The sequence below is a fragment of the Curtobacterium sp. Leaf154 genome (genome assembly GCF_001424595.1).
In the GTDB taxonomy this organism is placed as follows: Bacteria; Actinomycetota; Actinomycetes; order Actinomycetales; family Microbacteriaceae; genus Curtobacterium; species Curtobacterium poinsettiae.
Window position 1 is genome coordinate 20246 of sequence record NZ_LMOS01000009.1, and the last position, 21892, is coordinate 42137.

28 protein-coding genes are annotated in these 21892 nt (G+C 72.4%); 8 read left to right on the forward strand and 20 right to left on the reverse strand.

The window, feature by feature from the left end:
• Positions 1–10: 10 nt before the first annotated feature.
• The 4 genes from ASF75_RS16430 to ASF75_RS16445 form a co-directional block, all read right to left on the reverse strand.
• On the reverse strand, positions 11–493 hold the full coding sequence (locus ASF75_RS16430; RefSeq protein WP_235517732.1) for a GNAT family N-acetyltransferase: 483 nt from the start codon (positions 491–493) through the stop codon (positions 11–13).
• 91 nt (positions 494–584) lie between these two features.
• Complete coding sequence (locus tag ASF75_RS16435; RefSeq protein WP_056073171.1) at positions 585–1274, reverse strand: HAD family hydrolase; 690 nt, start codon at positions 1272–1274, stop codon at positions 585–587.
• A gap of 54 nt (positions 1275–1328) precedes the next feature.
• Positions 1329–1970 carry an MBL fold metallo-hydrolase gene (locus ASF75_RS16440; RefSeq protein ID WP_056073174.1) on the reverse strand — a complete coding sequence of 214 codons (642 nt, stop codon included), beginning with the start codon at positions 1968–1970 and terminating at the stop codon, positions 1329–1331.
• Between the two features lie 58 nt (positions 1971–2028).
• Entirely contained in the window at positions 2029–2454 is a 426-nt protein-coding gene (locus tag ASF75_RS16445; protein WP_056073177.1) for a MarR family winged helix-turn-helix transcriptional regulator, read from the reverse strand.
• Positions 2455–2547: 93 nt separating this feature from the next.
• Between ASF75_RS16445 and ASF75_RS16450 the strand changes: the two genes are divergently transcribed.
• Both ASF75_RS16450 and ASF75_RS16455 read left to right on the forward strand, forming a co-directional pair.
• The gene (locus ASF75_RS16450) at positions 2548–3303 is read left to right on the forward strand and encodes a glycosyltransferase (RefSeq protein WP_056073181.1); all 756 of its coding nucleotides are present in this window, start codon (positions 2548–2550) and stop codon (positions 3301–3303) included.
• Between the two features lie 111 nt (positions 3304–3414).
• A complete protein-coding gene (locus tag ASF75_RS16455) occupies positions 3415–4077 on the forward strand; it encodes a hypothetical protein (protein ID WP_056073185.1) in 663 nt (220 codons plus the stop codon).
• Positions 4078–4086: 9 nt separating this feature from the next.
• Here ASF75_RS16455 and ASF75_RS16460 read toward each other — a convergent pair whose 3' ends face one another.
• Positions 4087–4704, reverse strand: coding sequence for a helix-turn-helix domain-containing protein (locus tag ASF75_RS16460; RefSeq protein WP_056073188.1), 618 nt, complete (start codon positions 4702–4704; stop codon positions 4087–4089).
• Between the two features lie 58 nt (positions 4705–4762).
• Between ASF75_RS16460 and ASF75_RS16465 the strand changes: the two genes are divergently transcribed.
• Entirely contained in the window at positions 4763–5758 is a 996-nt protein-coding gene (locus ASF75_RS16465; RefSeq protein WP_056073190.1) for an NAD(P)/FAD-dependent oxidoreductase, read from the forward strand.
• 60 nt (positions 5759–5818) lie between these two features.
• On the opposite strand, the gene ASF75_RS16470 is transcribed toward ASF75_RS16465, so the two are convergent.
• From ASF75_RS16470 to ASF75_RS18295, 10 genes are all read right to left on the reverse strand, one after another.
• Entirely contained in the window at positions 5819–6484 is a 666-nt protein-coding gene (locus ASF75_RS16470; protein ID WP_017887518.1) for a pentapeptide repeat-containing protein, read from the reverse strand.
• A 47-nt stretch (positions 6485–6531) separates the two neighbouring features.
• Positions 6532–6942: a DUF6314 family protein gene (locus ASF75_RS16475; RefSeq protein WP_056073193.1), complete on the reverse strand. Its 411-nt coding sequence runs from the start codon at positions 6940–6942 to the stop codon at positions 6532–6534.
• Between the two features lie 9 nt (positions 6943–6951).
• A complete protein-coding gene (locus ASF75_RS16480) occupies positions 6952–7206 on the reverse strand; it encodes a hypothetical protein (RefSeq protein WP_017887520.1) in 255 nt (84 codons plus the stop codon).
• Entirely contained in the window at positions 7203–7505 is a 303-nt protein-coding gene (locus tag ASF75_RS16485) for an SHOCT domain-containing protein (protein WP_156463926.1), read from the reverse strand. Before ASF75_RS16485 ends, ASF75_RS16480 begins: the two co-directional genes overlap by 4 nt.
• A gap of 274 nt (positions 7506–7779) precedes the next feature.
• Positions 7780–8904 (reverse strand): NAD-dependent epimerase/dehydratase family protein, encoded by a 1125-nt coding sequence (locus tag ASF75_RS16490; protein ID WP_042541017.1) that lies wholly within the window; start codon positions 8902–8904, stop codon positions 7780–7782.
• Positions 8904–10097 carry a zinc-dependent alcohol dehydrogenase gene (locus ASF75_RS16495; RefSeq protein WP_017887523.1) on the reverse strand — a complete coding sequence of 398 codons (1194 nt, stop codon included), beginning with the start codon at positions 10095–10097 and terminating at the stop codon, positions 8904–8906. The genes ASF75_RS16490 and ASF75_RS16495 overlap by 1 nt, the downstream gene beginning before the upstream one ends.
• Before the next feature lie 220 nt (positions 10098–10317).
• Complete coding sequence (locus ASF75_RS16500; protein ID WP_235517733.1) at positions 10318–10911, reverse strand: DNA alkylation repair protein; 594 nt, start codon at positions 10909–10911, stop codon at positions 10318–10320.
• A 38-nt stretch (positions 10912–10949) separates the two neighbouring features.
• A complete protein-coding gene (locus ASF75_RS16505) occupies positions 10950–11753 on the reverse strand; it encodes a sulfite exporter TauE/SafE family protein (RefSeq protein WP_056073198.1) in 804 nt (267 codons plus the stop codon).
• 26 nt (positions 11754–11779) lie between these two features.
• Positions 11780–12016 carry a sigma factor-like helix-turn-helix DNA-binding protein gene (locus tag ASF75_RS16510; protein ID WP_056073201.1) on the reverse strand — a complete coding sequence of 79 codons (237 nt, stop codon included), beginning with the start codon at positions 12014–12016 and terminating at the stop codon, positions 11780–11782.
• 207 nt (positions 12017–12223) lie between these two features.
• Positions 12224–13420, reverse strand: a complete 1197-nt coding sequence (locus ASF75_RS18295; protein ID WP_017887527.1) for a peptidoglycan DD-metalloendopeptidase family protein — start codon at positions 13418–13420, stop codon at positions 12224–12226.
• 158 nt (positions 13421–13578) lie between these two features.
• Here ASF75_RS18295 and ASF75_RS16520 point away from each other — a divergent pair, with 158 nt between their 5' ends.
• On the forward strand, positions 13579–15453 hold the full coding sequence (locus tag ASF75_RS16520; protein ID WP_056073205.1) for a gamma-glutamyltransferase family protein: 1875 nt from the start codon (positions 13579–13581) through the stop codon (positions 15451–15453).
• A gap of 111 nt (positions 15454–15564) precedes the next feature.
• Here the strand turns inward: ASF75_RS16520 and ASF75_RS16525 are convergent, their stop codons facing one another.
• Together ASF75_RS16525 and ASF75_RS16530 are read right to left on the reverse strand one after the other, a co-directional pair.
• Positions 15565–16608 carry an NAD(P)-dependent alcohol dehydrogenase gene (locus ASF75_RS16525; RefSeq protein ID WP_056073207.1) on the reverse strand — a complete coding sequence of 348 codons (1044 nt, stop codon included), beginning with the start codon at positions 16606–16608 and terminating at the stop codon, positions 15565–15567.
• A 22-nt stretch (positions 16609–16630) separates the two neighbouring features.
• Complete coding sequence (locus ASF75_RS16530; protein WP_056073211.1) at positions 16631–17245, reverse strand: DUF805 domain-containing protein; 615 nt, start codon at positions 17243–17245, stop codon at positions 16631–16633.
• A gap of 123 nt (positions 17246–17368) precedes the next feature.
• Between ASF75_RS16530 and ASF75_RS16535 the strand changes: the two genes are divergently transcribed.
• The 3 genes from ASF75_RS16535 to ASF75_RS16545 all read left to right on the forward strand — a co-directional run bounded on the left by ASF75_RS16535 (position 17369) and on the right by ASF75_RS16545 (position 19745).
• A complete protein-coding gene (locus tag ASF75_RS16535) occupies positions 17369–17809 on the forward strand; it encodes an OsmC family peroxiredoxin (protein ID WP_042541027.1) in 441 nt (146 codons plus the stop codon).
• A 96-nt stretch (positions 17810–17905) separates the two neighbouring features.
• Positions 17906–18160: a hypothetical protein gene (locus ASF75_RS16540; RefSeq protein ID WP_042540548.1), complete on the forward strand. Its 255-nt coding sequence runs from the start codon at positions 17906–17908 to the stop codon at positions 18158–18160.
• 58 nt (positions 18161–18218) lie between these two features.
• A complete protein-coding gene (locus tag ASF75_RS16545) occupies positions 18219–19745 on the forward strand; it encodes a threonine/serine ThrE exporter family protein (protein ID WP_017887533.1) in 1527 nt (508 codons plus the stop codon).
• Positions 19746–19834: 89 nt separating this feature from the next.
• Here ASF75_RS16545 and ASF75_RS16550 read toward each other — a convergent pair whose 3' ends face one another.
• Together ASF75_RS16550 and ASF75_RS16555 are read right to left on the reverse strand one after the other, a co-directional pair.
• Entirely contained in the window at positions 19835–20029 is a 195-nt protein-coding gene (locus tag ASF75_RS16550) for a DUF2795 domain-containing protein (protein WP_027467172.1), read from the reverse strand.
• Between the two features lie 91 nt (positions 20030–20120).
• Positions 20121–20339: a hypothetical protein gene (locus tag ASF75_RS16555; protein WP_156155385.1), complete on the reverse strand. Its 219-nt coding sequence runs from the start codon at positions 20337–20339 to the stop codon at positions 20121–20123.
• Between the two features lie 86 nt (positions 20340–20425).
• On the opposite strand from ASF75_RS16555, the gene ASF75_RS16560 reads away from it, so the two are divergent.
• Positions 20426–20743 carry a hypothetical protein gene (locus ASF75_RS16560; protein WP_017887536.1) on the forward strand — a complete coding sequence of 106 codons (318 nt, stop codon included), beginning with the start codon at positions 20426–20428 and terminating at the stop codon, positions 20741–20743.
• 97 nt (positions 20744–20840) lie between these two features.
• Here the strand turns inward: ASF75_RS16560 and ASF75_RS16565 are convergent, their stop codons facing one another.
• On the reverse strand, positions 20841–21767 hold the full coding sequence (locus ASF75_RS16565) for an SDR family oxidoreductase (RefSeq protein ID WP_042540542.1): 927 nt from the start codon (positions 21765–21767) through the stop codon (positions 20841–20843).
• Positions 21768–21892: the final 125 nt, after the last annotated feature.

Here is a 21892-nt window from a genome sequence, read left to right on the forward strand (position 1 = left end):
CCGGGTCGAGTTACAGGGCCTTCTCGAAGCAGAACGACCACGGCATCGTCGCGGCGTAGGGCTCGTAGACGTCGATCTGGTCCCAGCCGGTCTTGCGGTAGAGCGCCACGGCGTCGGGCTGCTTGTCTCCGGTCTGCAGGATGAGCCGCGGGGCGCCGAGTTCGCGACCGACGCGCTCGCACTCGTCGAGCAGTGCGGTCGCCGCACCCTTGCCGCGCGCGGACGCCAGCACGATGAGGCGCTTCAGCTCGACCTCGTCCCCCAGGCGTCGGACGGCGATGTGCCCGACCGGTTCGCCGGACTCGTCGACGGCCAGGATCGACGTGACGACCGTCGACGGATCGACGCTCAGCGCTCGGCTGCGCTCGGCGGTGACCGCCGGGTCCTCGCCGGCGTTCGCCGACCCGTAGCGCTCGTGCATCTCGTCGTCCATGCGGGCGCGGAGCACCACGCTGCGGGGGTCGTCCCAGGACACGCGTTCGATCGTGATCACGAACGTCGATCCTGGCACGGGCGACCGACGTCACAGAAACCGAGGACGGCCGTCGAGCACGACCGGCGCCACCCGTCAGGCGCGCCGCCCGTCAGGCGCGCCGACCGAGTGCCGCGAGCGGACCCTCGCCGGCGCGGAACGCCGCGAGCACAGCCGCAGCGTCGTCGTACACCTCTGCCGCTCCGGCAGCGCGGAGTTCGTCACCGCCGATGCCACCGGTCATCACGCCGACGCACCGCACCCCCACCTTGCCGGCGGACTCGACGTCCCACATGGCATCCCCGACCATCACAGCGTCGTCGGCGGAGACCCCGACCTTGTCGAGCGCCACCCGGATGATGCCGGGGTCCGGCTTCGCCTGCTCGACGTCCTCGGAGCTGGTCTCGGCGGTGACCCACTCGCCCGCGTCGAGCAGGTCGCGCAGGCGGGCGAGTTCGCGCTCGGGGGCGCTGGTCGCCAGGACGACGGCGTGCCCGACTTCGGCGACGGCATGCAGGAGCTCGCGCGCACCCGGCAGCAGCCGGAGCCGCGGCATCTGCTCGGCGTAGTAGGCGGTGTGGAACTGCTTCGCGGTGTCGCGGGTCTCCTGGGACGCGTCCGGCAGCAGCGTCTCGAGCAGCTTCGCCGAGTCCATGCCGATGGCGCGGTGGATGCGCCAGGCGTCGACGGACTCCCCCGCCGCGAGGAACGCTCGCCACCACGCGTCGATGTGCGCGTAGTTCGAGTCGGCGAGGGTGCCGTCGATGTCGAAGAGGACTGCTGTCGTGGGTGCGTCGGCCATCCCTCCATGCTGCTCGGGAGGCCCGGATCGCCTCCCAGGGGCAACCCGCGTCCGTCAGACGGTGATCGTCTCCCCCGCAGGCAGGATCAGGACCGGGACCGGCCCGAGACCGTCGGGCCCGAGGAAGCGCGCGGCGGACTGCTGACCGAGCTCGCTCAGCATCGCCTCGTGGATCTGCACCGCCCGCTCGGGTGCCACGGCGCGGACGTAGTCGACGGCCTGGGCGGTGTTCGTCCAGGGGCCGCTGGTCGGCAGCAGCAGGGTCGGCACGGGGACGCCGGGCTCGAGGTACGCGTCGCCCGGGTGGAACACCGCGTCGTCCACCAGGTAGCCGACGTTCGCGGTGGACGGGATGTCGGGGTGGATGACCGCGTGCTGCTCACCGAAGACCCGGACGGAGAACGGTCCGACGGCGATCGTGTCACCGGCGTGCACCGCTCGGACCCGCCCGTGGTGTTCGCCGAGCTGCTCGACGACGGTCTCCGGGCCGCGCACGACGAGGTCGGGGTCCGCGGCGAGTCCCGCACGGAGCGCGTCGATGTCGAAGTGGTCGGGGTGGTCGTGCGTGACGAGGACGCCCGCGGCACCGCGGACGAGGTCGACGGCCTCGGGCGTGAAGACCCCGGGGTCGATGACGAGGGTGACGCCGTCCTGCTCGAGGACGACGGTGGCGTGGTTGTACTTCGTCAACTCCATGCCGTCGACCGTACAGCGGTGTTGTAGAAGTCCTGCTGTGCCGGAGGTGCGGGCGCGTTCAGTCCGCCCGGCGCGCGACCCGCTCGAACAGCTCGGGCAGGCGGCTGAGCAGGGCGCGCTCCTCGGCGTCGGTCTCCTGACGGAGCGCCTCGGCCAGCCAGTCCGTCCGGGCGTCCGTGTCGTGCTGCAGCGCGGCCCGGCCGGCGTCGGTGATCCGGATCACCGTTGCCCGCCGGTCGGTGTCCGACGCGGCCCGGTCGACGAACCCGAGCCCGGCCAGTTCGCCGACCGTGCGGGACTGCCCCTGGTGCTTCACGCCACGGCGTCGCGCGAGTTCCGCGATGGTCATGGGGCCCTCACGCTGCAGGAACCCGAGGGTGGTGGCGTGCGTGGCCGGCAGCGCGTCCGCCTCGCGTCGTGCGGCGCGCACGACGCGTCCGATGGACTGCCGCAGTTCGGCGGCGAGCGCGTCGATCGGGTCCATGCCCGGAACGCTACCGCGCGGTGATCGGCGGCCCGGGACAGTGGGGGACGCGGTCCGACAATCCGCACAGCTGACAGGCGGTTGGATCGACGGATGCCCCGTGTCTCGGTCGTGATCCCCGTGCGGGACGACGCCGTGCACCTGCGCCGGTGCCTCACCGCCCTCGCGGTCCAGACCCGGCCCGCCGACGAGGTGGTCGTGGTCGACAACGGCAGCACCGACGACAGCGCGGCGGTCGCCCGGGGCGCCGGTGCGGTCGTCCTCACGGAACCGGTGCGCGGGATCGCCCGGGCATCGGCGCGCGGCTACGACCGTGCGTCAGGGGACGTCATCGTGCGGCTCGACGCCGACTCCGTCCCACCGCCGTCCTGGATCGCCGACGCGGTCCGGTTGTTGGCCGACCCCGAGGTCGTCGCGGTGACCGGGCCGGGCAGACCCCGGGGCGGTGGCCCCGTGGTGCGACGGTTGTGGGACGCCGTGTACATGGGCCCGTACTTCGTCCTGATGTGGAGCGCGCTCGGGCGCCCGCCGCTGTTCGGGTCCGCCATGGCGATGCGCCGGTCGACCTGGGCCGCGGTCGCCCGCAGGGTGCACCGCGGCGACGCCGAGGTGCACGACGACGTCGACCTGAGCATGCAGCTCGACCCGGCCTGGCGGGTGGTGGCCGACCCCGTGCTCACGGTGCAGGTGTCTGCGCGACCGTTGGCGGGCCTCCCGTCCGTCTGGGTCCGGACGCGACGTGCCTTCCACACGTTCCGCGTGAACGGCCGACGGGCGAACCCGGTGCGCCGGTGGGCGCGACGGCTGCGCGCACGGTCGCGGTCGCCGCAGTGGTGGCGCAGCCGCTGACCGACTGGGTCGGGGGACAACGAATCGGTGACGGTCTCAGCCACCGCGGCCCCCGGTCGGTACGTTCGTGAGCGACGGTCATCACCTGACGCGACCGGACGAAGGGGAACCATGCGCCACACGATCGTGCTCACTGCCCTGGTGGCTGCGAGCCTCGCCATGACCGGCTGCGCCCAGGCCGGACCGGCCGGACCGGCCGGACCGGCCGGACCGGCCGGACCGGCGAGCGCCACCGCGACCTCCGCAGCCGACCCGACGACGGCGCCGAGTCCCGACCCCACGAGTTCCGAGGACGCGGACGCGGACGACGACGTCGACACGGCCACGGTCCCGGCCAGCTGCACCGACCTGATCACACCCGGCAAGTGGGACGAGGCGTTCGCTTCGGCACCGCTCAACGACCCGTCGGTCGTCGGCGACCCGATCGCGATCCCGAAGAGCTCGTTCACCCCGGCACTGCTGGGCGACGGCAAGCGCCTGTACTGCGTGTGGCGGGAGCCGCAGGCCGACACCTCGTACCTGTCCATCGCGGTCGACGCCGTCGACCCCGCGGCCGCCCGCGACGCGCTGGAGCAGCTCGCCACGAAGGGCTACGACTGCGACGACGAGTCCGACGGGTTCCTGTGCCAGAAGGTCTCGAAGAACTCGCAGTACCCGGTCACCGACGGCGACACGTACTTCGCGCGGGGCGACATCGGCATCCACATCCAGCAGTCGAACATCGAGACGACCGATCTGCTCGACGACGTCGTGGGGCACGTCTTCACGGACTGACCCAACCGGTCAGCGGGCCGGACGAGACCGCACGTGGGCTCGTTCGCCCTGCGGCCCGTACAGGCACAACACCTCGGTGACGGAGTCGGTCACGTTGCCCATCCAGTGCGGGGTGTGGGTGTCGAACTCGGCGACCTCGCCGGGCCCGAGGTCGAGGTCGTGCTCCCCCAGCACGAGCCGGAGCCGTCCGGACAGCACGTAGAGCCACTCGTAGCCCTCGTGCGTCTTGAGCGACGGTTCGCCACCGGGGGTGTTCGGCGGGAACAGCTGCTTGAACGAGCGCACCCCGCCGGTGCGCTTCGTCAGCGGCACGACGACGCGGCCTCCGTGCACCTCGGGCTTCATGTGCACGCGAGGGTCGCCCGTCTGCGGTGCGCCGACCAGGTCGTCGAGGGGCACCATGTAGGCCCGGGCGAGGCGCAGCAGCAGTTCCAGCGTGGGCTTCCGCTGCCCGGACTCGAGCCGCGACAGGGTGCTCACCGACACCCCCGTCTGTTCGGACAGCGCGGCGAGCGTCACGTCGCGATGGACGCGCAGCGCGCGGAGTCGGGGGCCGACCCCGTCGACGACCTCGGCTGTCGAGCGCGGGGCGGTCGCGTCCCGGTTGCCGTGTCCCATGGCGCCCATGTTGCCATACCGGCAAACTTCGTTGCTGTCGCAGTCGCTCCCGCCGCATGATCAGCGCATGCCCGAACACTTCGACGTCATCGTCATCGGCGGCTCGGCCGCCGGCTTGTCCGCCGCCCTCATCCTCGGCCGCTCGCGGCGCTCGGTGCTCGTCGTCGACTCCGGCGAGCCCCGCAACGCGCCGGCGGCCGGCGCGCACAACTACCTCGGCCACGAGGGCGTCGCACCCACCGAGCTGCTCCGCATCGGTCGCGACGAGGTCGCCGCCTACGGCGTCCGGGTCACGGCCGGGAGGATCGTGGCCACGTCCGCCACGACCGGTGACGGTCACGACACGGTCGGCTTCTCGGTCACGCTGGACTCCGGCGCGGTCGTCACCGCACGCAGGCTGGTCGTCGCCTCCGGCGCCGTGGACGTCCTGCCGGAGGTCCCGGGCCTGGCCGAGCAGTGGGGGCGCGGGGTCGTGCACTGCCCGTTCTGCCACGGGTGGGAGATCCGCGACCAGCGGATCGGGGTCCTGGTCACGACGCCGAACGGCGCACACCACGCGCTCATGTTCCGGGCGCTGAGCGAGCGGGTGACCGTGTTCCTGACCGATCCGGCACTGATGGACGACACCGCCCTGGCCGGTTTGGCCGCCCGCGGCATCTCGGTCGTCGAGGGCCCCGTCGCCGCCGTCGTGTCCGAGGGTGACCGGCTGACCGGCATCCGGCTCGGCGACGGTTCGTCGGTCGAACTCGATGCCCTGGCCACGGCGAGCCGGCCCGAGGCACGGGTGGGCTTCCTGTCCGGGCTGGGCCTCACCGCCACCGACCAGTTCATGGGTGACTTCCGGTTCGGGACGGCCCTGACCGTGGACGCCACCGGGCAGACGGCGGTTCGGGGTGTCTACGCGGCCGGCAACGTGACGGCCCCGATGGCGACGGTCATCGCGTCGGCGGCTGCCGGCACCCAGACAGGCGCGGCGGTGCACGGCGACCTGGTGCAGGCCGACCTGGCGGAGGCGCTGGCCGGGGTCGGTGCGGGCGTCGGTGCGGCCGATGTTTCGCGCTGAGCGACAGTCCGTGGGGCCTGGCGGGCGTGCAGTGTCGGTGAGCGCGAAACCCGGGCTCGGTCAGTCGACGCGGTAGCCGGCCTGTGCAGCCAGCAGCGGCGCGAGCGTGTAGAGCTGGTCGGCGCCGATCGTGGCCCCGCGGAACCCCTCGAGCCGTTCGACCCGGTCCAGGTCGGCTCCGCGCAGGTCGACGTGGTCGATGCGGGTGTTCGACCCCTCGGCGGCACGGATGCTGCTGCCGTCGAACGACACCCGCAGCAGCTTCGCGTCGGCGATGTCGAGCTCGTCGATGACGCAGTCGCGGAACACCACGTCGGTGATCGTCGAGCCACGCAGGTTCACGAACCCGAACTTCATGCCGACGAACTCGACGCCGTTCAGCCCGGAGTCGTACAACTCCGCCGACCCGACCCGCCCGCCGGAAACCCGGACCTCGCGCCACGTACTGCTCGATGCCCGCAGGATCGGGGCGTCCAGCGAGTCGATGATCGAGTCACGGACGCGGAGCCCACGGAAGTCGGCATCGTCCCCCCGGAGCGTGTCGATGACGCACTCCTCGATCTCCAGGTCGGGCAGCCGCTCGCCGGTCAGGTCGAGGACGTCGATGCGCTTGCCCTCGATGCGGTCGCCCGTCAGGACGTCACCGGGAGCTGGCGCCCAGTCCTCCAGGTTCATCGGTTCGGTCAGGGTGATGCGCGGGGCGTCGGTGCCGGAGGAACGTGCCATGCACCCAGTCTGTCGGTGACCGCCGACCCCGCGGGCCCCGACCGGGATCAGGACCGGGGTCGGGTGAGGACGCTGTCCAGCCGGTAGTCCTTCGCGGGGCCGCGCGCTTCCCACCGCACGCTCCAGCGGTCCTGGTCGCCGTCGAAGGCCCCGGTGTAGTCGTCCGGAGCGCAGGCGTGGGCGACGCTCGTGCCCCAGACCCAGTCGTGGAAGACCCGACCGTCGGAGAAGTGCACGGTCCAGCCGCCGTCCGGGCCGCGCCGCAGGACGAGGGTGCGCGAGACCGGGGTCGTCCGGCCGTCGAACGTCATCACGCCGGACTCGTCCCAGCGCACCTCGTCGTCACCGACCCGGGTCAGGGTGGTGGTCCCGGTGACGGTCCCCGCGGCACCGGCGCGGTGGTCGTGCACGGTGCGGTGGAGTTCCCACACCCCGAGCAGGTCCGTCGGCAGCAGCACCCGCCCAGGCTAACCGCGCAGGGCCTCCGCCCGCGCGGCTCGGCGCTCGTCCTCGCTGATGACCCCGCGGGCGTGCAGCTCGTCGAGTTCGAGGAGCCGCTGTTCCGGCGAGGTCCGGCGCGCACCGTGCGGGCGCCGACTGCGGACGACCGCGATGCACACGGCGGCGATGACCGCCACGACGACGAGCACCATCAGCAGGGTCCAGACGAGGTCGTAGACCGGCGGGATGAGGGGGTTGCGGAGTTCTTCCGAGGCGATCATCGTCCGCGCAGGGCTTCCGCTCGGGCGCTGCGGTGTTCCTCGTCGGAGATCACGCCGCGGGCGTGCAGGTCGTCGAGTTCGGCGAGGCGCTGTTCGAGCGGCTTGTCCGGTGCGAACGTGCGGCTCTGCATCGCCTGGTACGCGATGTCCTCCTGCATGGTGAGCGGGTTCTGACCGCGGTCGGCCATCCGCTTGCCCCGGTAGAGCGCCAGGACGGCGATCGTCAGGGTCGTCAGGATCGCCAGGGCGACGACGACCCCGAAGGCGATGCCGAACCAGCCGTCGAACAGATCGGGCATCCCCGAGCCACCCGGCCCGTCGATCTCACCGAACGCTGAACCACTGAGCACCATCGCGCTCCCCCTTCTCACAACGACGAGCGAAGCGTAGCGCGAGACGGGGAACACGAGCGGCCGTTCCTTCCCAGAACGCCCGCGATGGAAGGTGGAAACGGGCGTCCCTGGTCGGAACTCCCGACCCGGTACGCCCGGAAGCACCCGGTACGCCCGATCCGACCCGGCAGCGCGAGCCGCACCCAGGGCGACCACCCCACCCCAGCCAGCCCGACCCCGCTCAGCCGCGCAGCGGCCCCGACCCCGGCACGTTCGCACCGTCCGCGAAGCCAGCCACGAGTGCACGCAACGCTTCTTCGGAGGTGTGTCGGGCCTCCCATCCGAGCACCGACCGGGCACGGTCGGTGCGCATGATCGGCACACCGGCCGCGATGTCGATCCACCCGGCGTCCGTCGGCTGCAACCGCAGCCGCCACGTCAGCGTCACGATCCCGCGCAGCAGCCCCAACGGGATCCGCACGGCGCCGAGCATGCCGAAGGCCCGAGCCAGTCTCGGCGGGTTGAGCACGGGCGTCGCGGCGATGTTGAACGCCCCACCCGCCCGTCGGTCGACCGCGCGCCAGTAGGCGTCGGCGACGTCGTCGGCATGCACGGCCTGGAACACGAACGGGTAGGGCAGCGGCAGCACGAGCCAGCGGATCCACCGCACGATCGACATCGGCACGAGGTGTCCGAGGAACAGCCCGCGGATCTCGGCGGCGGCGTCCCGCTGGAAGATCAGCCCCGGGCGCAGCCGGGTGACGGTCACGGCGGGGTGGTCGGCCTCGAACGCGTCCATCGCCGCCTCGTTGGCGGCCTTGTGGATCGAGTACGTCGCCGTCGGGATGCCGTCCGTCGGCCAGCTCTCGTCCACGGGAGTCCGCTTGCCGTCGACGTCCACCCCGCGGTAGGCACCCACCGAGGACGCAACCACCACCTGGGGCACCTCGGCACGTGCGACGGCGGCCAGGACGTTCGCCGTGCCCGTCACGTTCGTGCGGTACTGCACCGGGATGTCGTGCGTCGGTTGCAGCGCCCACGCCAGGTGGATGACGGCGTCGGCACCCTGGAACACGGCGGCGAGCTGGTCCACGGCGTCCGCGGCACCGATGTCGACGGCGTGCCAGACGGCGGCGTCGTACGGCTCCGCACGCAGGTCCGGCAGCCGCCGGGCGACGCCGACGATCTGGACGCCGGCGCCGTCACGGCCGGTGGCGTCACGTCCACCGCCGTCACGGCCAGCGGCGTCAGGCCCGACCGCGTCACGGCCAGCGGCGTCACCGTCGCCGTCGGCGCGCACCGCCGCGAGCCGACGGAGCACCGCCGTCCCGACGTTGCCGGTCGCGCCGACGACGACGATCCGCATCAGGCTGCGGCCATCGCGGGGTCGAGGACGACCTTGACGCAGTCGTCCTGCTTCTTCTGGAAGACCTCGTACATGTGCGGCGCGTCCTCGAGCGAGACACGGTGCGACGTCAGGTCGAGCGTGCCGAGCGGGTCCGACGGGTCCGAGACGAGCGGCATGATGTCGTCGATCCAGCGCTTCACGTTGCACTGGCCCTCGCGGATGGTGATCTGCTTGTCGAAGAGCGTCATCATCGGCATCGGGTCGGCCATGCCGCCGTAGACACCGCTCAGCGAGACGGTGCCGCCACGACGGACCAGGTCGATCGCCGCGTGCACGGCCGCCAGGCGGTCGACACCGGCGGTCTCGATCGCCTTCTGCGCGAGCTTGTCCGGCAGCAGGCCGGCGGCGCGCTGCGCGAAGCCCGCCATCGGGTTGCCGTGGGCCTCCATACCGACCGCGTCGACGACACCGTCGGGGCCGCGGCCGTCGGTCAGGTCGACGAGCTCGGGGACCATGTCCTTCGTCAGGTCGAACACCTCGGCGCCGTGCTTCGCCCCCAGGTCACGGCGGACCTGCTCGGGGTCGACGGCGAGCACGCGGTAACCGAGGTGCTTGCCGATGCGGGCGGCGAACTGGCCGACCGGGCCGAGGCCGAGCACGGCGAGCGTGCCGCCCTCGGGCACCTGGGCGTACTGCACGGCCTGCCACGCGGTGGGCAGGATGTCGCTCAGGAACAGCCAGCGGTCGTCGGGGGTGCCGTCGTCCGGCACGACGATGGGGCCGTAGTCGGCGTGCGGCACGCGCAGGTACTCGGCCTGGCCGCCGGGGACCTGGCCGTACATCTTCGTGTATCCGAACAGCGAGGCCCCGGTGCCGTACTCGGTCACCTGGGTGGTCTCGCACTGGGACTGCAGGCCGTGCTGGCACATCCAGCAGTGGCCGCAGGAGATGTTGAAGGGGATGACGACGCGGTCGCCGACCTTCAGGTTGGTGACGCCGGACCCGACTTCCTCCACGACGCCCATCGGCTCGTGGCCGAGGACGTCGCCGCGGTCGATGTACGGGCCGAGCACGCGGTACAGGTGCAGGTCGGAGCCGCAGATCGCCGAGGAGGTGATCCGCACGATCGCGTCGGTCGGCTCCTGGATGGTCGGGTCGGGGACGGTCTCGACGGACACCTTCTCGGTGCCCTGGTAGGTCAATGCGCGCACGTTGCGTTCCTCTCGTGGTCGCTTCGAGCCGGCCTGGAGGCACGACTCGCGTTCCCCTCCTCGGTACGCGTCCGACCCGTGGACGCTCCCAGCCCCGGGTCCCCCTTGCGCGGGTCGGCGCGCGGACGGCGGCGCGTCGCGTGGAGGACGCCGGCGTCTCGCTCGGCGGACGTCGGCGCGTCGCTCGCCGGACGTCGGCGCACCGCTCGGCGGACGCCGGTCAGCCCCGCAGCCGGTCCCGCTCCGTCGGTGGCAGGTGCTCGGTCGCCGTCCGGCGGGCCGCCGGGCTGAGGAACCGGCCGCTCTGCTCCAGGAACGCCACCAGCGCCGCCTCGGACGCCCGTTTCCCCGTCTCGCGCAGCACCAACCCGAGCGCCGTCTGCACCGTCTCGCTGCGCTCCCGCACCAGGCGTCCGGCGATCCCGAGCGGCACCTCGGCGTCGCCCTGCTTCACGAACGCCAGGGTCGCCACGACCGCGATCCGCCGGACCATCGCCACGTCGGACTTCGCCAGCGCGAACAGCGGGCCGGTCGAGGCGCCCAGCAACGGTGCGCCGACGAGTTCCTCGGCCGCCAGGTCGACGAGCACCGGGTCCTCGAACCGTTCGGCCTTCGCCGCCGACAGGTACTCGTCCGTCAACTCCGTGTCGGGGTACGCCCGCATCGCCTGCACGAGCAGCAGGACCGCGACGAGCTTCGCGCCGTCGTCCTCGCTCCAGAGCAGCGCCGAGCGTTCCCCTTCGTCGAGGTCGTGGAACTGCCGGGCGACCCTGCGGGCCGCGGCGACGTCGCCGGTGGTCCGGGCGAACGCCACCAGCACTGCCTCCGCGTCACGCCCTGCCTGGAGGCCCGTCACGCGGCCGCCCCGTCGCTCACGTCGGCCTGCGGCGCTCTCCGGCGCCCGCGGCTGAGCACGATGACCGCGACGACCACCAGGAACGCCGCGAACAACCAGGTGCCTACCTGCGGATCGACCAGGCGTGCCAGTACCGCGCCGCCCGGTGAACAGACGGCGGCGGTGATGCCGACCGTCAGCCCGACGCGCAGGTCGACGGCGCGGCGCCGCAGGTTCGCGACCGTCCCGGACACCGACGTCGGCACCATCGTGAGCAGCGACGTGCCCTTCGCCAGCAGGTCACCGGCGCCGAGCACGACCTCGAGGCCCGGCACGATGACGACCCCACCGCCGACCCCGACCAGCCCGGACAGCACACCCGACAGCAGCCCGAGCAACAGCAGGACGATCGCCTCGACGACCCCGAAGTGCACCTCGCCACCGCGGGTCGGCACCGTGGTGAACAGCGAGACGAGCACGACGGCGATGAACCCGACGAAGATCCACGGGAGCACGCGGAGCGGCAGGGCACGGAGCAGTCGTGCGCCGATCGGGGCGCCGATGACGCTGCCGATCGCCAGGGTCAGGGCCGCGAACCAGTGCACCTCGCCCTGCACGGCGTACGCGATCGCCCCGACGACGGCCGCGGGGGCGATCGCCACGAGCGAGGTGGCCGAGGCCCGTCGTTGGTCCATCTGTGCGAAGGCCATCAGCGCCGGCACGACGATGACCCCACCGCCGACGCCGAACAGTCCGGACAGCACCCCCGCAAGGACCCCGATCGCCACCAACACGATCCCGGTCCCGCCGCGCTTCCTCATCCCGCCCAGGCTATCCGCGCCGCGGGCTACGACGCAGCCAGCGCCCGCTCGTCCTCGTGCACGAGCTGGTGCACGCGCTGGTAGGAGACGCCGAGGACGACCGCGATGTCCCGCAGGGTGAGGCCGTCGTCCTTCAGCGAGACAGCGATCGCTCGCCGCAGCGAGAGCGCTCGAGCCTCCTTCGCCTCGGCCTCGGCCCGCAGCGCCGTGGCTTCCTCGAGCGAGCGCGCCAGGTCAGGCTCGAGCTCGGCGCGGATGACCACGGTGACGTCATCCTGATCGACCTCGGCGACGAAGCCGATCCGGGACAGCGGGCTCCTCGCACCGTGCGAGGCCCTTCATCGAGTGAGCAGAAAAGGTCGAGTGCCCTCGAGCCACCCGACCTTTTCTGCTCACTCGATGCGCGGGGCGAGGACGCGTGCGACACACGCGACGTGCGAACGACGAACGACTCCCCGCCCCGCCCCGCGTCAGCGGAAGTGCATGTTCTTCAGCGGGTCGACAAGCACGCCGTTCCGCCGCGTCTCGACGTGCACGTGCGGCCCCGTCGACTGCCCGGTGTTGCCGGACTTCGCGATCTCGGTGCCGAGCTTCACGATCTGCCCCTGCTTCACCTCGATCTTGCTGAGGTGCGCCGTCAGGACCGTCGTCATGCCGTACGTCACGACGATGTAGTTGCCGTAGGCCCCGTCGTTCGCGACCGTCCGCGTCACGGTGCCCGTCCCCGAGCCGTACACGGGAGTGCCGACCGGCACGGGGGCGTCGGTGCCCTGGTGGTAGCGCGGGACGTGCCCGGCGCCGCGGTCGTCGCCGTACCGCCCGGTGATCTTCGTGCCGTTGACGGGCCAGGCCAGGCCGGTGACCGGTCGGCTCGACCAGACACGGGTGTCCTTCGCCCCGTAGAGCACCACGTTGCCGTCGACCTGCACGAGCAGGTTGCCCGACCCGGCGGTGCTGGTGCGGGAGCTCCAGATCGCGACCTTCTTGCGCGACGCGTCACGGGTCCAGATGACGAAGTTGCCCTTGGTCTGCAGCTCGGCCCAGGCACCCGGGTGGCCGCCGGTCCGCGACTGCCAGACGACCCGTCCGCTGACCTTCTGCACCAGGTTGCCGTCGGTGCGCATGTTGAGGATCCGCGTGTTCGAGGTGTCGGAGCGCAGGACCGTCCCGCCGAGGATCCTGTTGCCCGACGCGACGCGGTCCTGGAACCCGGTCCAGCCCACGACGACGGCCTTGCCGGCGAGCAGGGCCATCGTGCCGTCGGCGCGGACCTTGAACGCCGTGGAGCTCGCGGTGCCCGCCGACGTCCAGCGCACCAGGCGCTTGCCGTTCCGGGTGATGTCGAGGGCGCGGTCCTTGCGCACGACGGCGATCGCCCCGGAGTTGCCGGCGGTGTTCGACGCCCACAGCACGCGGTTGCCGATGCCGTACTCGACCAGGTTGCCGTCGCCCTGCATGATGAGCTTGAACTGGCCGTTCGGCGACGTGACCTGGTCGCCGGGCAGGATCTTCGTGCCGGCGGGGACCGAGCCGACCCAGACGGCAGAGGCCGCTGCCGGCTCGGCCGTCGCGACGACTGCCCCGGCCGCCAGGGCCAGTGCCATCACGGCGCCGGCGATGCGTGGGAGTCGGCGCGCACGAGCGACGGTCGACGGAGTGGTGGTCATGGATCCCCTGCCTCGGGCCGACCACACGAGCGCGCGGCCGTTCGGCGCTCGCCCTGCACGAGTCGCCGAACGATGTTCGCTTTTCTGCACGGGGTGCACAACCCCGCGGACGGGGGGTCTCCAGCACCGGACCGGTCACCGCGGGACAGGATGGGGGCATGCCGACGCCGAATCCTGCCTTCGTCCAGCCCCCTGCGCAGACCACTCGACCTGACCTGCGGGGCACGTTCGGGATGGCGGCCTCGACGCACTGGATCGCGACGGCGACCGCCCAGTCCGTGCTCGAACGTGGTGGCAACGCGTTCGACGCGGCCGTCGCCGGGGCCTTCGTCCTGCACGTCGTGGAGCCGCACCTCAACGGCCCGGGCGGTGACCTGACGGCGGTCTTCGCGACGGCCGCGAACCCCACGCCGACGGTGCTGGTCGGGCAGGGTCCGGCTCCCGAGGGTGCGACACCGGAGCACTACCGCGCCGAGGGGCTCGACCTGGTCCCCGGCTCCGGCGCGCTGGCCGCGGCCGTCCCCGGCGCGGTCGACGCCTGGCTCCTGCTGCTCCGTGACCACGGCACCTGGGAGCTGGCCGACGTCCTCGCACCGGCCGTCGGGTACGCCCGCGACGGCCACCCGGTCACACCGGCGGTGGTCCGGACGATCACGACCGTGCGGGACCTGTTCGAGGAGCACTGGCCCACCTCCGCCACGCAGTGGCTGCCGGGAGGCGCGGTGCCGGTCCCCGGGGACCTGGTGCGCAACGAGGCGCTCGCCACCGTGCTCGACCGACTGGTCGACGCCGGTTCCGGCGCCGGCAGCCGGACCGGCCGCATCGATGCGGCCCGGTCCGAGTGGGCGGAGGGGTTCGTCGCCGAGGCGATCGACCGGTTCGTCCGCGAACCGCACCGGCACGCGTCGGGCACCGACCACGCCGGCGTCATCCGCGCGTCCGACCTGGCCGCGTTCCGGGCCTCGTACGAACCCGCGACGACGGTGGCGTTCCGGGACTGCACGATCGCCAAGACCGGCGCGTGGGGCCAGGGCCCGGCACTCCTCCAGACCCTGCGGCTGCTCGAACCGCTCGACGACGCCCTGCTCGACCCTTCCACCGAGCTCGGTGCGCACACGATCGTCGAGGCGCAGAAGCTCGCGCTCGCCGACCGCGAGGCCTTCTACGGCGACGGCGAGGTCCCGCTCGACGTCCTGCTCTCCGACGCCTACGCCGACGAACGCCGCGCCCTCATCGGCGAGCGTGCGTCGGCCGAACTCCGGCCCGGCACGATCGCCGGGGTCGGACACGCCATGCCGCCGATCCGCACGTCCTCCGGCTCCGCCGCGGCGGCGGGCGTGGGCGAACCGACCGTGCAGGTCGCCCGCGACCGTGACGGCGACGTCCCCCCGGCTGCTCCGGTCGAGGACCGCGGTGAGCCGTTCGTGACCCCCGACGGCGAGACCCGCGGCGACACGTGCCACATCGACGTCGTGGACCGCTGGGGCAACATCGTCAGCGCGACCCCGTCCGGCGGCTGGCTGCAGTCCTCACCGACGATCCCGGAGCTCGGGTTCTGCCTCGGCACCCGCCTGCAGATGACGTGGCTCGAACCGGACACGGCCTCGACCCTGCGCCCCGGCGAGCGCCCCCGCACCACGCTGACGCCGACCCTGGTGCTCCGCGACGGGCAGCCGGTTGCGGCGCTCGGCTCCCCCGGCGGTGACCAGCAGGACCAGTGGCAGCTGCTGTTCCTGCTGCGCTGGATCGTCGGCGGGTACTCCCCGCAGCAGGCCATCGACGCCCCGGCCCTGCACACCACGTCGTTCCCGGGGTCGTTCTGGCCGCGCACCTGGGAGCCCGCGGGCCTGGTGGTCGAGGACCGCCTGGGCGACGAGGTGATCGCCGCGCTCGAGGCCCGCGGACACGTCGTCACGCGTGGTGGCGACTGGAGCCTCGGCCGGTTGACGTGCGTCACGCGCGACCCGGACACCGGTGTCCTCGGCGCCGCCGCGAACCCCCGCGGCAACCAGGGGTACGCCGCGGGACGCTGACCGGCGCTCGTTCCTTCCCAGAGCACCCGCGCTGGAAAGAGGGATCGGGCGTCCCTGGTCGAAACTTCTGACCAGGGACGCCCGATTCCACCTGGGACGCCCGAGCCCGGCTCAGAGCGTCGGGACGACGACCGCGCGGCCCGAGAGCTCGCCGGCCTCGAGCTTCCGGTACGCCTCGAGCGCGTCGGACAGCGCGTACCGCTCGACGTCGGGCACGATCTGCCCGGCGCGGTACATCGCGACGACCTCGTGCAGGTCCTCGATGGTGCCCCAGTAGGTGTTCGTGATCGTCGACTCGTACGGCGTCGCGAAGAAGTTCCACTCGGTGGTGCCGCCGGCGATCCCGACGACGGTGAACCGGCCGCCGACCGCCATCGAGGCCTGCGCGACCCCGATCGTGGGAGTGGCTCCGACGAAGTCGAACGCCGCATCGACACCGCGTCCGCCGGTGATCTCGCGGATGCGCTCCGCCTGGTCCGGGCCACCGGGGACGGTGATCGCGCCGCGGGCGGCCGCGCGGTCCATCGCGTCCTGCTTCATGTCGGTCGCGATGACCGTGGCGCCGGTGAGCGCCGTCAGGATCTGCACGGCGATCTGCCCGAGGCCACCGAGCCCGACGACGAGTGCGAAGCGACCGCCGCCGGCCAGGTTCGGCAGGGAGTTCTTGATCGCGTGGTACGGCGTGAGGGCGGCGTCGCTCAGCGGTGCGGCGGCGACCGGGTCGGCGTCGCCGAGCGGCACGAGGTTCCGCGCCGGGACGCTCACGTACTCCGCCATACCGCCGTCGCGACCGAGGCCGATGCCCATGTACGGGTTCGTCGCGGCGTTCTCGCAGTAGGTGTCCTGGCCCTTCGAGCAGTACGAGCAGTGCCCGCAGCCGACCGGTCCGTAGACCAGGTAGGCGTCACCCTCGGCGAAGCCCGTCACCCCGTCGCCGACAGCCTCGACCCAGCCGGAGTTCTCGTGGCCGAGCACGAAGGCGGGGGCCTGGGCTCCCGGCTGCCCCTGCTGGAACTCGCGGTACACGGCGACGTCGGAGTGGCAGGCACCGGCGCCGGCGACCTTGAGCAGGACCTCACCGGGTCCGGGTACGGGCTTCCGGACCTCGGTCAGGGACGGGAAGGTCTGGTACTGCTCGAACACGACGGCGCGCATGGGTGTCTCCTTTGATCGCCCTTCACGCTACACCTGTCGTCGTGGACGACATGTGTCGTCCAGTTGCCTCGAGGTCGCGTCCGCCGCCGAGCAGACCGCGGTCGAACCGCGCCCCACCCGGACGGGACCGGCTCGCGGCCATACCCATCACCACGAGCCACCCGATCGGTCCGGTGAACACGAGGAGCAGGATCCACAGCCCGGTGTGGTCCCGGTCGTGCAGCCGCCGCACGAGCAGCGACCACCGGGGCACGATGGTCAGGATCGTCGGGACGAGCAGCACCAGGTCCCACCCGTCCGGCCAGACCGCCCGGTTGCCGGCCCCCCAACCGAACGACCCGTCCCGCCCGCGGTCGACCAGGTCGAACGAGACCTGCGGTGAGGGGACGGCTCCGAACGGGTCGACGTACAGCTCCCACCGCCCTCCGGTCCCGTGCACACCGACGACCCAGAGCGCGACCCCGGCCAGCGCGAGCTCGAGCGCGATCACCCACCAGAACTCCGAACGGCTCGCCCGTCCGTGGAACCGCCATCCCTGCGTCCAGAACCGCAGCCAGGCGACCACCGGGTTCGTCACGTCGGCCGGACCCTGTTCGAGCACGGACCTGCGGAAGTTCACGGCCTCACTGTCCCCCATGCGCCCGATCGTAGGGCAGACCTGCGTCTTCACCGTGAGCCGGTTGCGAGAACGAGCGTTCTCGGATTGACTCGGGAGCGGTGGTCCCACTCGGGACCACTCCCCCACACGAAAGGAGCGGGCATGCCCACTCGCACCGCACGCACCGCCTGGAACGGCGGCCTCGAGGACGGTTCCGGCCAGGTCGAACTCTCGAGCTCGAAGGTCGGCACGTACGACGTCTCGTTCCCGAAGCGCACCGCCGAGGACGCCGGCGGCACCACGAGCCCCGAGGAGCTCATCGCCGCCGCCCACTCGGCCTGCTACGCCATGCAGTTCTCCGCCGTCCTCGGCGAGGCCGGCGGCACGGTCGAGGCCCTCGACGTCAAGGCCGACGTCTCGCTCGGCCCGGACCCGGACGGCGGCTTCCGCCTCACCGGCATCGTCCTGACCGTCAGCGGCGAGGTCTCCGGCATCGACGAGGCCGCCTTCCTCAAGGCCGCCGAGGACGCCAAGGCGACCTGCCCCGTCAGCAAGGCACTGACCGGCGTCGAGATCACGCTGCACGCGACCTTCGAGCAGTAGGCGCGCGAAGCAGGAACCGTCACGACGTGACGGACGGGAGGCCTGGTGCCAGCTGGCACCGGGCCTCCCGTCCGTCGTCCACCTACGCTGGGTGCCGTGCCCCGATTCCTCGCCACCCCGACCCTCGTCGCCCTCTGGCTCGGCCTGCTGGCCGTCGTGGTCGGGGTCGTGTTCGTGTTGACGGCGCCGTCGGCCTCGGCGGAATGGTTCGCGTACGCGCCCCTGGCCCACGTCACGTTCGTCCCGAGCGTGCGCCCGTGGCAGCTGACGGTCGGACCGGTCCTCGTGCTGGTGGGCGCGGTCGTCGCGGCGTTCGCCCTCGGCAGACTCAGCGCGCGCCGCCGGAGCTGATCCGGACGCGTCCAGCGGACGTCCGGACTCAGCTGCCGTCGACTGGCACCATGGCGGGATGGCCGAGCAGCACCCCCCGGGCCCGCACAAGCCGGGCCGCCCGCCCCGGCCACGCCGGCGCAGTCTCGCGCAGCACGACCTGCGCGACGCACGGGCCCGGCTGCGCGGCACGATCTACGAGCACGTCGAGCCCGACGCCAAGGGGCGCGACCAGTACACGGCGACGCAGATCGTCGACTTCTGCCTCGACCTGGCCGAGGTCATGCTCGCCTCCGGTGCCGACACCCGCAGCGTCGAGACGGCCGTCGTCGCGGTCTCGACGAAGTGGAACCTCGCCCCGCTCGACCTGGACTTCTCCGGCAGCTCGGTGACCATCCAGTACGCCCCGGCTGACGTCCCGCCGCTCGTCAAGGTCCGGACGGTCAGCTCCGACGGCTCCGACCTCGACCGGTTGGCGCGGGCGAACCAGATCGTCGACGACCTGATCCACGACGAGCGCGACATGACCTCGGCGGTGAGCGCCCTCGTCGCGGTGCTGCGGATGCCGCCGCGCTGGCCGACGTGGCTCGCCGACGTGGGGCTGTCGATCCTGGGCACCTCGATCGCGATGCAGGCCGGCGGCGGTTGGCGAGCGGGCATCGGAGCGTTCGTGCTGATGTTCGGGATCATCCTGTCGGGGCGCTGGCTGACCGGCCGCGGCTACCCGCAGTTCTTCGTGTCCGGGGCGCAGGGGGCGGTGGCGTCCGTGATCGGCACCCTCGCGATCGGCGCGGGTGTGCTGCACCCGGCCGGCGCCGCGACCATGGTGGCGGCGCTGGTGGTCCTGCTCCTGCCGCACGTCGCGCTCGTGACCTGGGCCCAGGACGCGATCTCCGGGTTCCGGGCGATGGCGGTCGCCCGTGCGTTCTACATCGGGCTGGTCATCGCGGCGATCGTGGTGGGGGTGCCCGCCGGGATCGCGATGACGAAGTGGCTGCACCTCGAGGTCGACCCGTCCGGCATCGTCACGCAGACGCTGCCGTTGTGGGCCTCGCTCTCGCTCACCGTGGTGTCGGCCGGGGCGAACTGCTTCGTGCAGCAGGCCAGCGCGCGGGTGATCCCCGTCACCGTGGTGTTCTCGGTCGCCGCGGGTGCGTCACTGTGGGGGCTGCGGCAGCTCGGCCTGCCGCTGCTCGGTGCGACGTTCCTGGCGGCGGTCCTGCTCGGCGTGCTGTCGACCTACGCGGCGGTCCGGATGCGGACGGCCGTGGCGGCGATCGCGGTGCCGGCGTTCTGCGGAGCGCTCCTGCCCGGTGTCGCCGTGTCCGACGCCCTGCTGAACTTCATGTCCGGTTCGTCGAGCGCGGCCCTCGACTTCGTGGCGGCGGTGTCCGTGGCGCTGGGGATCGGCGCGGGCCTGGTGCTCGGTGGGCTCTTCGCGACACCGGGTGCCCGGCGAGCACTCCGACGCACCCGTCGGGTCGTCGTGCACTCCGTCCACAACGACACCAGGGCACTGCGGGTCATCCGGGACACCGGGTACGACCCCGGCGACGGGTCGGTGCCGCGCGGGTCGCGGAGCGGTGGTGCCGGCGGCGCTTCGTGAGCGCGGCGGGGTGCGCTCGGTGAGCAGAAGACGTCGGGTGCGGTCATCGCACCCGACGTCTTCTGCTCACTGAACGGGCTCGGTCGACGTCAGCCGGCGTCCGAGACCGCGCTCGACACCGCGGTCGGGGCGTCGTACTCGCCGTCCGGGATCGCGCGGAGCGCCTCGAGGACGTCGTCCGGAGCGCCCTCCTGCTCGGCGGTGGAGACCACGTCGTCCTTCGAGGCCGGGTAGTCGATGCCGCTCAGGTACTTCTGGACCTGGATGGGGTTCGGTGCTGCCATGTCGGTTCCTTCCGTCGGGTTACGACACCCGGGGTACCCGCGGTGCGCTGCACGACGACGCAAGGAACGCGCTCCGTGGACGAACCGCCGGTCAGAGTTCCCAGCTGCCCGAGTCGTCGTCGTCCCACATCGCCAGACGGCGGGCGGCCTGCGGCTCGTACCGCTCCATCCAGCCGCGCTCGAGCCGGGCGACGGCACGGTCGAACGCCGCCACGAGGTCGAGCTCGGCACGCAGCAGGGCCTGCAGCTGCAGCCCCTCGTACAGCGCGATGAGCTGCTCGGCGCCGCCGAACGCACAACGCCGGGGCACCAGCATCCCCGGTACGGGTGGCGGCACAAGGGGGGACAGACCCGGACGTCGAGCCGGTTCGCGGCCGTCCGTGCGACCATGCGGGCATGACCCCGAACGACCCCACAGCCCAGGGACTCGCCACCATGGCCTCCGCCGGGTTCGAGTTCGGCGGCGATCCCGACCAGGTGGCGCACGACGTCCGGGCCATGTGGGAGCAGCTCGGCCGGCCCGTCGGCGCCTTCGAGGCGGCGGCTCGGGCCATCGCGGTGCTCCCCCAGCGCCCCGAGGTACCGATCGCCGACCAGGCCCGGCGCCGCGCCTTCGAGCAGGCGATCGGCATCAACCCCGTCGAGGTCGAGCTGGCCGCCGCGATGTCCGCGCGCGAGCTCCTCGAGCGGATGGCACGCTCCGTCACCTGCTGACGCGACCAGACGCCGTCGACCCGACCACACGGACGACGGGAGGCGCGGTGCCCACCGGCACCGCGCCTCCCGTCAGAGTCCTGTCAGAACAGGTGCCCTACGGCGTCGGCATCCCGCCGTCGACGTGCAGCGTCTCGCCCACGACGTACGACGACTCACCGCTCGCCAGGAACACGTACGCCGGCGCGAGCTCTGCCGGCTGGCCCCAGCGACCCAGGTAGGTCTGCTCGCCCGCGCTCGGCAGCGCCTCGGGCGGCTGGCCGCCGGCCGGCTGCAGCGGCGTCCAGATCGGGCCGGGAGCGACCGCGTTCACGCGGATCCCCTTCGGCGCGAGCTGCGCGGCCAGGCCCTTGGCCATGTTGTTCACGGTCGCCTTCGTGGCCGCGTAGTGCACCAGGTGCGGCGACGGAGCGTACGCCTGGATCGACGTCGTGTTGATGATCGTGGAGCCGGGCTGCAGGTGCGGCACGGCTGCCTTCGTGATCCGGAACGTCGCGTAGGCGTTCGTCTTGAAGGTCTCGTCGAACTCCTCGTCGGAGATCTTGGTGATGTCGTCGACGTTCTGCTGCTTGCCGGCGTTGTTCACCAGGATGTCGAGGCCGCCGAGCTGCTCGACGGCGTCGGCCACGAGCTGCTCGCAGACCTGGAGCGAGGTGATGTCGCCCGGCAGCGCGACGGCCTTGCGACCGGCTGCCTCGATCAGGCTGACGATGCGGTCGGCGTCCTCCTGCTCCTCGGGCAGGTACGAGATCGCGACGTCCGCACCCTCACGGGCGTAGGCGATGGCGACGGCGGCACCGATGCCGGAGTCGCCACCGGTGACGAGCGCCTTGCGGCCGGTCAGACGACCCGAGCCCCGGTAGGTGTCCTCACCGTGGTCGGCGGGGACGTTCTGCGCCATCTCCGCGTCGGTGCCGGCACCCTCGAGGTACTGCTCGTCGGGCTTCTTGTCGGCGTACATCTTCGTGGGGTCCTGCATCACGTACTGGTCAGGCCCGGTCTGGTCGTTCTGCTGGTCCGTCATGCCGCCGACGGTACGCAGGGGGTCGCTGCGGGCCGTCCAGGAGGCTGTCCCCCGGTGCGCGGAGCGGACTGCGCCCGCCGTCCGCTCCGGTCCGGGGCCGCAGGTGCGTGATCCTCGTTTGTCAC

Coding starts and splice junctions, on each gene's coding strand:
- ASF75_RS16435 (WP_056073171.1), bottom strand. CDS start 1,274: ATGGCCGACGCACCCACGACAGCAGTCCTCTTCGACATCGACGGCACC.
- ASF75_RS16440 (WP_056073174.1), bottom strand. CDS start 1,970: ATGGAGTTGACGAAGTACAACCACGCCACCGTCGTCCTCGAGCAGGAC.
- ASF75_RS16445 (WP_056073177.1), bottom strand. CDS start 2,454: ATGGACCCGATCGACGCGCTCGCCGCCGAACTGCGGCAGTCCATCGGA.
- ASF75_RS16450 (WP_056073181.1), top strand. CDS start 2,548: ATGCCCCGTGTCTCGGTCGTGATCCCCGTGCGGGACGACGCCGTGCAC.
- ASF75_RS16455 (WP_056073185.1), top strand. CDS start 3,415: ATGCGCCACACGATCGTGCTCACTGCCCTGGTGGCTGCGAGCCTCGCC.
- ASF75_RS16460 (WP_056073188.1), bottom strand. CDS start 4,704: ATGGGCGCCATGGGACACGGCAACCGGGACGCGACCGCCCCGCGCTCG.
- ASF75_RS16465 (WP_056073190.1), top strand. CDS start 4,763: ATGCCCGAACACTTCGACGTCATCGTCATCGGCGGCTCGGCCGCCGGC.
- ASF75_RS16470 (WP_017887518.1), bottom strand. CDS start 6,484: ATGGCACGTTCCTCCGGCACCGACGCCCCGCGCATCACCCTGACCGAA.
- ASF75_RS16480 (WP_017887520.1), bottom strand. CDS start 7,206: ATGATCGCCTCGGAAGAACTCCGCAACCCCCTCATCCCGCCGGTCTAC.
- ASF75_RS16485 (WP_156463926.1), bottom strand. CDS start 7,505: ATGCCCGATCTGTTCGACGGCTGGTTCGGCATCGCCTTCGGGGTCGTC.
- ASF75_RS16490 (WP_042541017.1), bottom strand. CDS start 8,904: ATGCGGATCGTCGTCGTCGGCGCGACCGGCAACGTCGGGACGGCGGTG.
- ASF75_RS16505 (WP_056073198.1), bottom strand. CDS start 11,753: ATGAGGAAGCGCGGCGGGACCGGGATCGTGTTGGTGGCGATCGGGGTC.
- ASF75_RS18295 (WP_017887527.1), bottom strand. CDS start 13,420: ATGACCACCACTCCGTCGACCGTCGCTCGTGCGCGCCGACTCCCACGC.
- ASF75_RS16520 (WP_056073205.1), top strand. CDS start 13,579: ATGCCGACGCCGAATCCTGCCTTCGTCCAGCCCCCTGCGCAGACCACT.
- ASF75_RS16525 (WP_056073207.1), bottom strand. CDS start 16,608: ATGCGCGCCGTCGTGTTCGAGCAGTACCAGACCTTCCCGTCCCTGACC.
- ASF75_RS16530 (WP_056073211.1), bottom strand. CDS start 17,245: ATGGGGGACAGTGAGGCCGTGAACTTCCGCAGGTCCGTGCTCGAACAG.
- ASF75_RS16535 (WP_042541027.1), top strand. CDS start 17,369: ATGCCCACTCGCACCGCACGCACCGCCTGGAACGGCGGCCTCGAGGAC.
- ASF75_RS16545 (WP_017887533.1), top strand. CDS start 18,219: ATGGCCGAGCAGCACCCCCCGGGCCCGCACAAGCCGGGCCGCCCGCCC.
- ASF75_RS16550 (WP_027467172.1), bottom strand. CDS start 20,029: ATGGCAGCACCGAACCCCATCCAGGTCCAGAAGTACCTGAGCGGCATC.
- ASF75_RS16560 (WP_017887536.1), top strand. CDS start 20,426: ATGACCCCGAACGACCCCACAGCCCAGGGACTCGCCACCATGGCCTCC.
- ASF75_RS16565 (WP_042540542.1), bottom strand. CDS start 21,767: ATGACGGACCAGCAGAACGACCAGACCGGGCCTGACCAGTACGTGATG.